This window comes from Gaoshiqia sediminis, assembly GCF_025907915.1.
Classification (GTDB): Bacteria; Bacteroidota; Bacteroidia; order Bacteroidales; family Prolixibacteraceae; genus Gaoshiqia; species Gaoshiqia sediminis.
This window is the reverse complement of the sequence record NZ_JAPAAF010000001.1, coordinates 182,249-195,546: the sequence shown is the minus strand read 5'-3', so window position 1 is coordinate 195,546 and position 13,298 is coordinate 182,249. Positions and strand designations below refer to the sequence as shown.

The window sequence follows — 13,298 nt, the reverse complement described above, 5'->3', positions numbered from 1 at the left end:
AAATCAAAAATACAAAAAATAAGGAGCCAATAGCAACCAGTACCTACCAGTAAGAAAGATTTAAATATATTTGTATGCCTGACCAGAAGAAATGCCACATTTCCGACCAGAGGTCAATTACTCAAAAAACGTTCGCAACTATAAATCAAGTTCAATTTAACTAACAATAAAATGAAAATAACCAGTAAATCTTTTGGAACGACCCTAGACGGTCAGACCGTAGAACTTTTCACCCTGACAAACGATCAGCAGGTAACCGTAAATATTACCAACTACGGCGCCATTATCACCTCGGTTGTCGCCCCCGACAAAACCGGCAACCTGGACAATATTGTGTGCGGGTTCGACAAGCTGGACGATTACCTGAGCGACTCCTATCTGGGTAGCTATCCTTATTTTGGCTGCATTATCGGTCGCTTTGGCAACCGCATTGCAAACGGGAAATACACCATTGATGGCGTGGAATACACCGGCGCCATCAACAATGGCCCCAATCACTTACATGGCGGGCTGATTGGTTTTGACCGCCGCGTTTGGTCGGCCGAGATACAGGAAGAAGCCGGCAAGGTGGGTGTAAAAATGTCGTACCTGAGCCCCGACGGAGAGGAAGGTTATCCCGGTAACCTGAAGGTTAGCTGCACCTATACGCTCGACAACGAGAATAACCTTTCAATTGCGTATGAAGCCGAAACCGACCAGGCAACCATCGTGAACCTGACCAACCACAGCTATTTTAACCTGACAGGCGGAAAAGAAAATATCCTGGGGCACGATTTGGAGCTAACGGCGAAAAAGATCACCGAGGCCAACGAAATGATCCCGACCGGCAACATTGTTCCGGTAGAAGGCACTGTTTTCGATTTCACCTCAACCAAAAGCCTGGGAAAAGACATAGCCGGTCTGGCTGATGGCTACGACCTGAACTACGTGCTGGACAATGAGGCCGGCAACCTGATTTATGCGGGATGCCTGTCGGAAGGCAAAAGCGGGCGTCAGGTGAAGGTTTTCACCACCCAGCCGGGGATTCAGCTTTATACCGGCTACTGGATTCCGGAACTGGAAATTGACGGACAGAAAAAGTTTGGCAGCTACTCGGGCGTGGCGCTCGAAACGCAACATTATCCCGATTCGCCCAACCACGACAATTTTCCATCCACCGTGCTGCGGCCCGGCGAAAAATACCTGCAAACCACCATCTACCATTTCGGAACGAAATAACAGAAAGAGGCTGAAAAGCCTCTTTTTTTATGCCTTCTACAAGGAAATCTCTTTGTAGGGACTAATATGCCATCTTTTCTCATAGAAGATATCAAACGCCCCCTTTAAGGTCGTCACCCTCCGTCCGGCCACGGCATACCATATCCTTACACGCTGAATAAAATCAGAAACGACCCAAAACGGAAAAGCCAGGTACGGTCACGACACGTCGTAACCAACATGCCATAGCCCCGTGGAAAACCCACATTAACTCATCCTGCATCTGCCGGAAACAAATCAGACAGGAAGAGTTTTCGAGGAATGTGCGCATTGAACAGGTGAACTATTTTTTAAAGGCACCCTGATGACTTCTGCCTTCATTTTGGCGAATTTTGTTACTTTTGAGACTGTCATTTTCAAAAACCTGTAGCTTATGAAAACCATTGTTGAGCTTTTTGAAACCAGTGTCAGCAAATATCCCGACAACATTTACCTCTGGGAAAAATCGAACGGCGAATTCAAAGGAACCACGTACCGGGAAACCCGCGAAAAAGTGATACAATTTGCGGCCGGTTTGCTGGCGCTTGGAATCCGGAAAGGCGACCGGATCGCCTTGGTTTCGGAAGGCAGGAACCAATGGATCATCAGCGAACTGGGAATTTTATATGCCGGGGCGATCAATGTGCCCCTTTCCGTTAAGCTGGACGCCAAAACCGAAATGAAGTTCCGGCTGGCTCATTCCGGTTGCCGCATGGTGATCGTTTCCAAAGGGCAGGCCCCGAAAATTGAAGAAATACGCAACGAACTACCCGAACTGGAAAAAGTTATTTACCTGGATGAAAAAGAAGAGTCGGGTGAAAACGATCTTTTCTTTTGTGATGTAGTCCAAACAGGAAAAACTTTTCTTCGCGAAAATAACAGTTTGGCAGAAAGCGCATGGAAATCGGTTGTCGCCAATGACTTGGCCAACATTTCCTATACTTCGGGAACCACAGCCGACCCGAAAGGCATCATGCTGTCGCACCTGAATTATGCCGACAACGTGGTGCAGGCCAACACGCTGATGGAAATTACCCCCGACTGGAAAACGTTGGCCTTTTTGCCGTGGGACCACGCCTTTGCCCACACCGCCTGCCTGTATTGCTTCATGTACAACGGCGCCAGCGTGGCATCGCTCGAAATGGGCAACAGCCCGATGGAAACGCTGAAAAACATCCCGAAGAATATCAAAGAAATTAAGCCAAACGTATTGATGAGCGTTCCGGCCGTTGCCAAAAATTTTCGCAAGGGAATTGAATCCGGCATCCGGCAAAAAGGGAAAACCGCAGAGAACCTGTTCAACCACGCACTAAAAATCGCCTATAAATACAATGGCAACGGGTACAACAAAGGGAAAGGCCTTCGCTTTGTTTACAAACCCCTGCTGGCTTTGTACGATAAAATCCTGTTCTCGAAAATCCGCGAAAGCTTTGGCGGGGAGCTGCGTTTCTTTATTGGCGGCGGCGCCCTGCTCGATATTGAGTTGCAACGTTTCTTTTATGCCATCGGTATTCCCATGTGCCAGGGCTACGGCCTGTCGGAAGCGGCACCGGTAATCTCATCCAACGCGCTCCATGCCATTAAGTTTGGCTCATCGGGCAGATTGGTGAAATACATGGAGCTGAAAATTGTGGATGACAACGGAAACGAAATGCCCACCGACCAAAAAGGTGAGATTATTGTAAAAGGCGACAACGTAATGCTGGGCTACTGGAACAACCCAACTGCAACAGCCGACACGATTAAAAACGGCTGGCTGCATACGGGCGACATGGGCTACCTCGACAAAGACGGGTTCCTTTACGTGCTGGGCCGTTTCAAAAGTTTGCTGATTGGCAACGACGGCGAAAAATACAGCCCCGAAGGCATTGAAGAAGCTATTGTAGAGCAATCGCACCTGATTGAACAGTGTATGCTCTACAATAATCAAAACGCCTACACCTCGGGCATGATTGTCCCCAACATCCAAGCCATCAACCGGATTTTGACAGCCAAGGGGATCAACCCCGGCAGCGAAGAAGGAAATACGGAAAGCCTGAAACTGATCCAGGCTGAAATCGACAAATATAAAGCTGGGGGTGAGTTCGAAAACACCTTCCCCGAACGCTGGCTCCCGGCCACCATTGCCGTATTGCCCGAAGCCTTTACTGAACAAAACCACCTGCTGAACTCGACCATGAAAATGGTGCGTGGAAAAATTACCGAATATTTTGCCGATGAACTGGCCTTCGTGTACACAGCCGAAGCAAAAATCATAGTCAACGAACGCAACCTGCAAGCCATCGCCAAGTGGAATAGCTGACGTAAATATTTTGGAGAATTTGTAATCACTCAAACTAGCTGATGCACTGGACCAACAAGCAAGTTTCCATCCTGGCAATTGTCGCCATTACCTCATTTATGGGTACTTTCCTGATCTCGTCAGTAAACATCGCCTTGCCCGCCATCGAAAAAAGTTTTGGGCTCGATGCCGTTACGCTGAGCTGGGTGGTCACTTCGTTTTTGCTGTCCACGGCCATGTTTTTATTGCCTGTTGGCCGTTGGGGCGACCTGACCGGCATCCGGCGCCTGTTTAAGCTGGGGGTTGCCATTTTTACCCTTTCTTCGCTGTTGTGCGGATTCGCCCCATCCGGCTTCTGGCTCATTTTGTTTCGCTTTGTGCAAGGCATTGGCGCGGCTTTTACCAGTACCACCGGCCCGGCCATATTGGTGTCGGCCTTTTTGCCGCAATACCGGGGACGAGTACTGGGCATATCCGTATCGGCAGTTTACCTGGGACTCGCCTTCGGCCCTTTTGCCGGCGGGCTACTCACCCAATACCTGGGATGGCGGTCGATTTTTTACATTTCCACCCTGCTGGGAACAGTGACCACCCTGGTGGCCTTTCTGTTTTTGGGGAAAGACGACAAGCCGGCTAACGGCAACAAATCGATCGACCTGAAAGGAACTGCCTTCTACATGACGGGGCTGGTTATGCTGGTATATGGATCGGCCCGTATCCCCTCCCTTTCGGGCTGGCTGCTCATGGCTGGCGGCATGCTGGCGCTGGTCGTTTTCTGGGCGCTGGAAAGCCGCTCTGCCCTACCGGTTATCGAAACACGTTTATTCACCCGCAACCGCCTGTTTGCCTATTCGAACCTTGCAGCGCTGATCAACTACAGCGCCACCTTCGCCATCGTTTTTTTGCTGAGCCTGTACCTCCAGAAAATACAAGGCTTGTCGCCACGCGATGCTGGGGCCATTTTGGTGGCCCAACCCATCATGATGGCCCTCTTTTCGCCGGTGGCAGGCCGGCTTTCGGACCATATTCAGCCACGCTGGCTTACCACCCTGGGCATGAGCATGTGTACAGTGGGACTAGCTGCCTTTGCTTTTGTTTCGGACACAACACCAATTGGACTGCTGGTAGCCTTACTTGCTTGGGTGGGCTTGGGCTTTGCCTTTTTCTCCTCGCCCAACATGAACACCATCATGAGTTCGGTGGACAAAACCCGCTACGGACTGGCCTCAGGCACGGCAGCCACCATGCGGGTGATCGGGCAAATCACCAGTATGACCATTGCCACGCTTTTCTTTGCCGGCCTGATGGGCAACCAGGCCATTGAAACAGTATCCGACGATTTGTTCCTGAGAGCAATAAAATGGGCATTCATCAGCTTTTCAACCCTCAGTGTTTTAGGTATTTATTTTTCGTTCAACCGGGGAAAAATGCAACGGGAAGAATAAGAAAAAGGAAAAAGTTTAAAGGCAAAATCGGGCTATAGTTTTCCTTCATTTCAGAAAAAAGCCGAAACCCTGAAACAGGATTCCGGCTTGGAAAAAATTACGTACGTATTTCTTGTTCCACCAAAAGTCAGAGAAAAACTACTCTTCCAGTTTGATCTGGTCTTTCAGTCCCTCCAAATACTCAATATCATTAAAACTGATGGTTTGTCCATCGGCTGCTTTAATTTGCACGTCGCTGGTACGGTCGCCCGAGACTCGGAACAATTTGTCGTGCCCACTGGCAGAGAAGCCATCGAAGGCAATTTGTTGGCTGTTGGTAATCCGGGCCGCGTGGCCACCATCTACGTGAAGTTCCACATTCTTGAAGGTCAATCCCCGGGCGTAATTGATCGAGATGCCTTCTTTCGAACGGATTTTCATGTTTTCAAAAACAAGGTTTTCAACCGGCATTTCGGGAATGCCCTGCATCATCACAGCCTTTTCGGCGCCATCGCACACAATGTTTTTGAAGTGCATGTTGCGAAAAGCCGGAGTTTTTTCATCCACAGGGATTTCGTCAATCACCACATCGCCGGTCATCGGATCTTCTTCGGGCGACTTACCTCCGTAGAACAAGTTAAAACGAATGGCTTCGGTGGGGATGTTGGTCATGCGAATGTTTTCCATGTAAATATCTTCAACCGCGCCGCCGCGTCCGCGCAAGCTTTTAAACCGAAGGCCGCAGTCGGTGCCAATGAAAGTACAGTTTGAAACGAACATCTTGCGCACGCCGCCCGACATTTCGCTGCCCACCACAAAACCGCCATGCCCGTGGTACACCGTGCAATCGCGGATCACAATCAACTCGGTAGGTTTGCCGCGCTTGCGGCCTTCTTCGTCCTTGCCCGATTTGATACAAATAGCATCGTCGCCCACATCGAAGTTACAGTTGATCACCTGGCCGATGCGGCAGGATTCCAGATCAAGCCCATCGCCGTTCTGCGAGAACCACGGGTTACGAATGTTTAAGTCTTTCAGGGTGATATGTTCACACATCAGCGGATTCACGTTCCAGGCCGGTGAGTTCTGAAAAGTCACCCCTTCGAGCAGCACCTGATTGCAATTTACCAGGCTCACCATTACGGGACGCAGGTAATGTTTGAATGGTTCCATACTTTCGATGGTGCGTTCTTTGGGCAGCAGTTCTTTCTTTTCGTTGCCAATCATCGATGCTTCGGAAGGATACCATCGATTTCCGCGCACCACCACGCCGCCTGAAGCCACCAGCTTGTTCCACTGTCCTTCGGTCAGCTTTTCCTTTTTCACCTGGCGCCAGTGGCCGCCATTCCCATCGATGATCCCTTTCCCGGTGATGGCCACATTTTCCAGGTCGTTCCCGTTAATGGGCGACTGGCAACGCACTTCAGTCAACCCTTCAAAGAAAGATTCAACCAAGGGAAACTGGTCGAGGTCGGCGGTAAATTGAATGAGGGCGCCATTTTGCAGATGTAGGTTCACGTTGCTTTTCATGGTGATGGGGCCTGTAAGCCACAAGCCGGAAGGCACCAATACCACGCCACCGCCCGCCGACGAGCACGCCTCTATCGCACGGGCAAAAGCTTCGGTGTTCAACACACTGCCATCGCCAACGGCGCCATAATCAGCCAGGTTGAACGTATCGGCCCTGAAAGTTGGGATGATGACTTCGGGCATGTCGAAAGGTAACTGTTGTTTCACTTCTGCCTTTTGCTGCTGCGCAGGCTGGCAGGCCACAACGAAGGCAAGTAAACAACTAAAAAATAATACGGTTGAAATTCGTCTCATATCAATTTGATTTTTAAAATTATTCTTTCCACCAATTATCGTTGGTTGAGATAGTGTTTTGTCCGGCATTAAAAATAGTTTCAGCCGTATATCTTTTCGCTTCCTTTTTCGTCAGCTGACGGCTCCAAACCACCCGTTGGGAAGGATTTGCACCCGGACCTGTGTTTTCGTATTCGGCATAAAAAGCAGTTCTGTCTCGGTCGGTTTTCGACCAGTTGGCCCAACCTTGCGGCAGGATATGCGGTCCAATTTCGCAACGGATGAAAACCACTTTGGCAAAATCGCGCCAGGGCCGTCCCAGATAAGCTTTGTCCACGCCCTCATCGGCGGTCAGGCGGCAATTCAGAAAAACATAACCGAAGGGCATTCCCTGAGGGGTGCTGGCAGCAGTAACATACGAGTTGCTCTTGCTGTTGATGATGCAGTTATCGAACAGCACGGTTGCTTCGCCAAAAATGAAGTCGGTGGTACCCTCAATAAAACAGTCTTTAAAATACTGGCGCCGTCCTTCTCCCGCAGTGTAGAGTGTATCCTGATGCCCCGTCATCCGGCAATTGCGAAACTGACAGCGGTCGCCCTCTACATGCAGGGCAACAGCCTGGCCAACCGGTCCGGCAGTATTTTCTATGGTCAGGTTTTCGGCTATAAAATCGTTGGCTTCCACCTTTAGCGTGTAGGTGTGAAAGGTACTGTTTCGTCCCAGGTTTATTTTACTGAAATGATCGTCCCAGGTAATGATGGTTTTTTCGGCGCTTTCGCCTTTCAACGTCAGTAAGGTGTTCCACGAATACACGCGCACCTTTTCTCGGTACACGCCATTTTTAATAAAAATGGTAATTCGTTTATCGGGAAATGCTTTGGTGGCATCAATGGCGGCCTGGATCGTGGTAAAATCGCCCGTTCCGTCGGCAGCCACCACCATTTCGTAGCGATCCTGGGCTGCTGTCATTCCGGCAAACAATAGCAGGAACAGGCCCAGCAATGTTAAAGATTTTAGTGAAGTCATATCGTTAATTCATTTTGTTTGGTTTATTCAGTGCTTTCAATCCGTTGAACACCAGTTGTGCCACTGCGGTTGCACCTTCGGGCTGGAAGTGGGTATTGTCGGTTTGTCCATCGTGATAGGCTTCATAAATGCCGGCAGGCAGGTTCATGAAATATTTTTCAGTAACATACTCCTTGCCCATTCGGGTAAAGTGCTTGCACGAAGCTTGGGTGAGGTCGATCAGCAGTACATCCATTTCTGCGGCAATGTCTTTTACTGCCTGCGGATATTCGCCATGCACATTGGTCAGTACACCATTCTCCCACGGGTAATTGCGGTTTACCGGCGTGAGCAGGATCGGAATACCACCTTTTTCGCGTGTTTGCGAAACGAACAGGCGCAAAAACTCTTTGTAGCCTTCCAGATTGACGTACCGTTCGGGCTTATTTTCGGCAGCATCGTTGTGCCCGAACTGCATCAGCACCAGGTCGCCGGGCTGCATCTCGTCGTACACGGTGCGCCATCGTCCTTCCTGAAAAAAGGTCCGGGTACTGCGACCTCCTTTGGCCCGGTCGTCCACGATCACACTGTCTGCCTGAATCAAGCCAGCCAACAAAGCCAGACTGTCTTTGTGCATGAAGGGCTGAAACTCCTGCCCCCAGCCGGCAATCGGATAGCGCCGGGTTTGATAATCTGCTTCCAAGGTGTAATCGGCCACGGTAGAGTCGCCAATCAGAAACACTTTTTGCGGGCGTTGTTCGTTGACGTCATTGCTACCTGTCTTGCATGAAAACGCAACAAAGACCAGGATAGCTAAAAGTAGTTTTTTCATCTTTATCAATTGAATTTTATTCTGATATCGGGATCCAATCGTCGGCAAAGGCAGGAGAAACAACGCCTGCAGCAAAAATTTGATCGAGCGTGTACGTCGCGGCCTGTTCATCAGTAAGTTGGTGCGACCACGCTGCACGAGCTTCCGGATTGGCGCCCGGACCGGAACTGTTGTGCTCGGCATAAAAGGCGGTTTGTTCATTTGTTTCTTTTCCCCAGTTGTTCCAGCCTTCGGTTTTGATGTGCTTGTCGAGCCAGCAATTCAAGAAAACAGTTTTGGCATGAGGGCGCCAGGGACGGCCCAAATAGAACGTACTCTCTCCGCCATCTCCGGTAATTTTGCAATTCATAAAAACATAACCGTACCGGTTGCTCTCGTTTGTAGAGGCAGCCGTAACATAGCCATTCATTTTGCAGTGAATTTCACATCCCTCGAAAACAGCCACAGACCAGCCAAAAATGAAATCAACCGTTCCCTCGATGTAACAATTTTTATAATACTGACGGCTACGGTCGCCATGCGTGTAGAGCGTGTCCTGAAAACCGAGGAACCGGCAGTTAACAAATACGGCTTTGTCGCCATCTACCCGCACAGCCACGGCCTGACCAACCGGGCCGGCGCTGTTCTCAAAGGTGATATTTTCGGCCCGAAACTCGTCGCCAAACACAAAAAAGCCTGACGAGCCGGTTGTTCCCATTTCTTCGCCAAAGGCATTCAGCTTTTGTGCATAATCATCATTCGTGATGATAGTTTTTTCGCGATCTTCACCCAAAAAAGTAACCCTGGTTTTGCTGGCAGGTAATACCAGTTTTTCCTTGTAGATGCCGTTTTTTATATAGATGACCGTTTCCCTTTTTCGGAAATCCGGCACTGCATCGATCGCTTCCTGAACGGTAGTAAAATCACCATTTCCGCATTTATCAACCACAAAATCGGCAGATGCCTCAACTGATTGCCCCACGTTAGCCAGGAGGCCTAACGGAACCGCCAGTGTCAACAGTAATAATTTTAGCCTATTCATAAAAAGGAGTTTTGAGTTTCAAGTTTTGAGTTTCGGGTTGTCCATTGACAATAAATGACATAATGACGAATTACCACTATTCAATCAAATAGCTGACCAACTCATTCAGATAGACTTCCAGGTTGGTGTAAGCTTCATTCAACTGGTATTGATTGCCGTCGGCAGCGTTCTTTGGATCCATTCCGTGTTTGTTCTCCCAGGCATCGGGCATGCCGTCGTGGTCGGAGTCCTGAGGTGCGGGCAACGATTTCAGTTCGGGCCAGCCGCCAACATCTTCCTGCGTGTCAATAATGCCCGGTTTTTCACTGATCTTGCCCATGCAGGTACCTGTACCGTTTTTGACGTCGGCGATAATCCGGGCATCAACGGCATCGCGTTTTACGCTTGCGCCAACCGACTTCAATACGGCCTGATAGGCCTCATGTGCTGTTTGTTTCGGGATGGGCACACAAAAGAACGGGCTATCGGACTTCACCTGTTCCAGCACGGCGCCTTCGTCCAGGTCCACACCTCCAGCCCAGTTATCCCGACTAACCGTTTCACTTCCTTCCATGTAGTTTTCGGAAATATAAAACTGCCCAAACGGATATCTATCTGCCGAACGAAAGGCATTGAATATTCTCTGCCGGACACCGTTGGATGTGGCAGGCCCCGGCTTGTAGTAGTTGGCCACCAGATTATGCTTGCCACGTTCACCGGCATACGTGCTGTTAATCCCCCAGTTATAAATGACATTGTTACGAAAATCAACCAGGTCGTTCCAGGGCACATTGTAGCGGGCGCCGTTGAAACGCGGATTGCGGCTCGAGTTGTGCGCAAACAGGTTATGGTGAAAGCTCACCGTGTCTCCACCCCAGATACCGCCGTAACCGTGGTCACCCTTTTCATGGACTGAACTATTCAGGCTTTCGGCAACCAGGCACCATTGTATGGAGGACTGGTGCAACTCGTATAACGAGGCACATTCATCGGTCGCCCAGCTAAAGCTGCAATGATCGATCAGAATATCGCGCTGGTTGCGACAACTTACAGCATCGCCCTGCACATGGTTAATATCTCCCAAACGGAAACGAAGAAACCGGATGATCACATTGTCGGCTCTGATTATCGTTGGAAAACCTTTCACACAAATGCCGTCGCCGGGAGCAGTTTGACCGGCAATAGTAAGGTTACCCTCATTAATTTCAAGTTCTGATTTCAGATTGATGGTACCGGAAATCCGGAAAACGACCGTCCGCGTCCCATTTTGCTGCAAAGCCGCCCTCAGGCTCCCTTCGCCCGAATCGTTCAGGTTGGTCACTTCCACCACTTTTCCTCCACGCCCGCCGGTAACATATTTGCCTGCTCCCTCAGCACCTGGAAACGCGATCGGTTTATAATTGTGTGACGAATAATTTGCTGCATTTATGCTGAAGCAGAGTGCAAGGCCTGCGAGAATTAAAACGGCCTTCGCGATTTGATTTAGTTTCATTTGATTGAGAATTGGTTTTCGGAAAGTAAAAGTACGATCTGACTGAAATTAAACTGCCTTCATATTGCTGAATGATGGGGGACATTTTGCCGAAAAACAGCAGGAACGGAAGAACCGGCAATTCGGCAAAACCAAAAAATATTGAAAAAGCCTCCCTCAACAAATAAAAGGGCAAACACAAAAACTGCGCTTGCCCTTCCCCATAATTCTATCTTGAACTGATCTACTTGTTCTGTGCTTTATGCATTTCGATGCTGGCCATAATAAACGGCCCAACACCTTTGGGATCGTTGTCGCGGATTTGTGTGGTAATATAATATTCATAAGAACCATCGCGGTATGGATTACCTCCCAGGCCAGCCACAGCACAACATTGTGTCAGAGAAATGGTGCCATCTTCCTCTTCGCGGATGAAATTATTCAAGATGCCCTCGTACCCTTTCTGGGCGGGCGCAAGGTAGGAAGCATCCAGGTAGCCCATCCGAACTCCTTTCAGCAAGGCATATACAAACATGCACGAAGCCGTTGACTCGCGGTAGTTTCCTTCACGTCCGCCCATGTCAAGTACCTGATACCACACACCAGTTTCTTCTTCCTGCACCTTCACAACGGCCTCAGCCACTGTGTTCAATACCGCGATCAAATCATTTCTTTTAGGATGATCTTGCGGCAAGAAATCCAAAATATCAACGATGGCCATAAAATACCAACCCAGTGCACGGCCCCAGATGTGCGCCGAGCGCCCGGTTTCAGGATCAGCCCACCGCTGTTCGTGGCTTTCGTCCCATCCATGAAAGTTCAGACCGGTAATGCTGTCGTGGGTATGTTTTTGAATCACCAGCACCTGATTGGCGGCATCGTCCAAGGCTTCGGGATGACCAAAAACAACACCAAATTGGGCGTGAAACGGATCGGCCATATAAACACCATCCAACCACAGTTGGTGCGGATAAATCAGTTTGTGCCAGAAACCTCCTTCGCTGGTGCGCGGATGCGTTTCCAATTGCCTGTTCAACAATTCCATGGCCTTTTTGTATTTTTCGTTGCCGGTCTTCTCGTAAATTTCGAAAAGGATTTTTCCCGAATTCACCAGGTCAACATTATATTTTTCGAGGCTATAGGTATCGATATTTCCGTCATCATCGATCATTTTATCGGCATAAGCCAAGCCATACTCGTAATATTTTTGATCACCGGTTTGGGCGGCCAAACGCTGATTGGCCAAAGTGACCAAGCCCTGAGTATAGCTCCAGCGGGGTACCGGACTGAAATCGAGCATGGAGGCATCGGGATTGCGCTGCATATCCGAATCGGCCATTTTTACAGCCCACTCAATCGGACTGGTAGTTTTAGGCTCACTTTGTTTGCAAGAGAACATTACCGGAAGCGAAGCCACCAGCATCAAAAACATGAAAATTTTGAATGGTTTCATTGGGTACTATGGATTAAATTTAACATTCAAGTTCAACCACAAAAATACATCATCCCCCAAGCCCATTCCCCCGTTATATTGATTTTTCAGGGGGGACAAATTATCAATACGCTCGAATTATCAATCTGTTGAACTCTTTTAAAAGAATCAAACAGCACCAGCCATCCTTTTTTTACGATTTGTCCGGCCCGGTTTTTCAAAGCTCTGTTTCTTCCGACTATCTTTGCAAATAAAAAAACATGTCATTGATTATTGAAGAAAAGGATTTGCAGAAGTTTATCATGGTGGGCGACCGGGTACTGATTAAGCCCAAAAGCCCGGCAGGCCAGACCCAATCGGGACTTTATCTGCCCCCTACCGTGCAGGAAAACGAAAAAGTACACAGCGGCTACATTGTAAAAGTGGGCCCGGGCTATCCGATTCCGGCCATGACCGACGAGGCAGAACCGTGGAAAGAAAAAAAAGAAGAGGTAAAATATGTGCCTTTGCAGGCGCAGGCAGGCGACCTGGCTATTTATTTGCACAAAAGCGGTTTCGAAATTGAATTCAACAAAGAAAAATACATCATTTTGCCCCACTCCGCCATTCTGATGATTATCCGCGACGAAGATTTGTTCAAATAATTACGAATTGACATTTTAAGACCAATATTTGACCTTGATATTTACGATTTATAAATATTTATTGAGTTTTAATTTCAATTTAAAAGAGCATAGCAATCAGATCAAGTTTTTTTAATATCTTGCGCCTGATTTTACTAACTGAAAAATGAATAACGATTCTGTAAAAGTT

At 48.7% G+C, this 13,298-nt stretch carries 10 protein-coding genes; 4 read left to right on the top strand and 6 right to left on the bottom strand.

From position 1 onward, the window contains the following. Window positions 1-171 precede the first annotated feature (171 nt). From N2K84_RS00830 to N2K84_RS00820, 3 genes are all read left to right on the top strand, one after another. Entirely contained in the window at window positions 172-1,218 is a 1,047-nt protein-coding gene (locus tag N2K84_RS00830) for an aldose epimerase family protein (RefSeq protein WP_282589858.1), read from the top strand. Between the two features lie 412 nt (window positions 1,219-1,630). After that, a complete protein-coding gene (locus N2K84_RS00825) occupies window positions 1,631-3,538 on the top strand; it encodes an AMP-dependent synthetase/ligase (RefSeq protein ID WP_282589857.1) in 1,908 nt (635 codons plus the stop codon). A 41-nt stretch (window positions 3,539-3,579) separates the two neighbouring features. Then, on the top strand, window positions 3,580-4,962 hold the full coding sequence (locus N2K84_RS00820; RefSeq protein ID WP_282589856.1) for an MFS transporter: 1,383 nt from the start codon (window positions 3,580-3,582) through the stop codon (window positions 4,960-4,962). Window positions 4,963-5,100: 138 nt separating this feature from the next. Here N2K84_RS00820 and N2K84_RS00815 read toward each other — a convergent pair whose 3' ends face one another. The 6 genes from N2K84_RS00815 to N2K84_RS00790 all read right to left on the bottom strand — a co-directional run bounded on the left by N2K84_RS00815 (window position 5,101) and on the right by N2K84_RS00790 (window position 12,506). Then, window positions 5,101-6,765, bottom strand: coding sequence for a glycoside hydrolase family 28 protein (locus tag N2K84_RS00815; RefSeq protein ID WP_282589855.1), 1,665 nt, complete (start codon window positions 6,763-6,765; stop codon window positions 5,101-5,103). 19 nt (window positions 6,766-6,784) lie between these two features. Further along, entirely contained in the window at window positions 6,785-7,771 is a 987-nt protein-coding gene (locus tag N2K84_RS00810; RefSeq protein WP_282589854.1) for a pectinesterase family protein, read from the bottom strand. A gap of 4 nt (window positions 7,772-7,775) precedes the next feature. After that, window positions 7,776-8,582 (bottom strand): rhamnogalacturonan acetylesterase, encoded by an 807-nt coding sequence (locus N2K84_RS00805; RefSeq protein ID WP_282589853.1) that lies wholly within the window; start codon window positions 8,580-8,582, stop codon window positions 7,776-7,778. A gap of 16 nt (window positions 8,583-8,598) precedes the next feature. Then, a complete protein-coding gene (locus tag N2K84_RS00800) occupies window positions 8,599-9,603 on the bottom strand; it encodes a pectinesterase family protein (RefSeq protein WP_282589852.1) in 1,005 nt (334 codons plus the stop codon). A gap of 76 nt (window positions 9,604-9,679) precedes the next feature. Next, window positions 9,680-11,074, bottom strand: a complete 1,395-nt coding sequence (locus N2K84_RS00795; RefSeq protein ID WP_282589851.1) for a pectate lyase family protein — start codon at window positions 11,072-11,074, stop codon at window positions 9,680-9,682. A 223-nt stretch (window positions 11,075-11,297) separates the two neighbouring features. Continuing rightward, the gene (locus N2K84_RS00790) at window positions 11,298-12,506 is read right to left on the bottom strand and encodes a glycoside hydrolase family 88/105 protein (protein ID WP_282589850.1); all 1,209 of its coding nucleotides are present in this window, start codon (window positions 12,504-12,506) and stop codon (window positions 11,298-11,300) included. A 239-nt stretch (window positions 12,507-12,745) separates the two neighbouring features. Between N2K84_RS00790 and N2K84_RS00785 the strand changes: the two genes are divergently transcribed. Then, a complete protein-coding gene (locus N2K84_RS00785; protein WP_282589849.1) occupies window positions 12,746-13,129 on the top strand; it encodes a co-chaperone GroES in 384 nt (127 codons plus the stop codon). The last annotated feature ends 169 nt before the right edge of the window (window positions 13,130-13,298 follow it).

Coding starts and splice junctions, on each gene's coding strand:
- N2K84_RS00830 (WP_282589858.1), top strand. CDS start 172: ATGAAAATAACCAGTAAATCTTTTGGAACGACCCTAGACGGTCAGACC.
- N2K84_RS00825 (WP_282589857.1), top strand. CDS start 1,631: ATGAAAACCATTGTTGAGCTTTTTGAAACCAGTGTCAGCAAATATCCC.
- N2K84_RS00820 (WP_282589856.1), top strand. CDS start 3,580: ATGCACTGGACCAACAAGCAAGTTTCCATCCTGGCAATTGTCGCCATT.
- N2K84_RS00815 (WP_282589855.1), bottom strand. CDS start 6,765: ATGAGACGAATTTCAACCGTATTATTTTTTAGTTGTTTACTTGCCTTC.
- N2K84_RS00810 (WP_282589854.1), bottom strand. CDS start 7,771: ATGACTTCACTAAAATCTTTAACATTGCTGGGCCTGTTCCTGCTATTG.
- N2K84_RS00805 (WP_282589853.1), bottom strand. CDS start 8,582: ATGAAAAAACTACTTTTAGCTATCCTGGTCTTTGTTGCGTTTTCATGC.
- N2K84_RS00800 (WP_282589852.1), bottom strand. CDS start 9,603: ATGAATAGGCTAAAATTATTACTGTTGACACTGGCGGTTCCGTTAGGC.
- N2K84_RS00795 (WP_282589851.1), bottom strand. CDS start 11,074: ATGAAACTAAATCAAATCGCGAAGGCCGTTTTAATTCTCGCAGGCCTT.
- N2K84_RS00790 (WP_282589850.1), bottom strand. CDS start 12,506: ATGAAACCATTCAAAATTTTCATGTTTTTGATGCTGGTGGCTTCGCTT.
- N2K84_RS00785 (WP_282589849.1), top strand. CDS start 12,746: ATGTCATTGATTATTGAAGAAAAGGATTTGCAGAAGTTTATCATGGTG.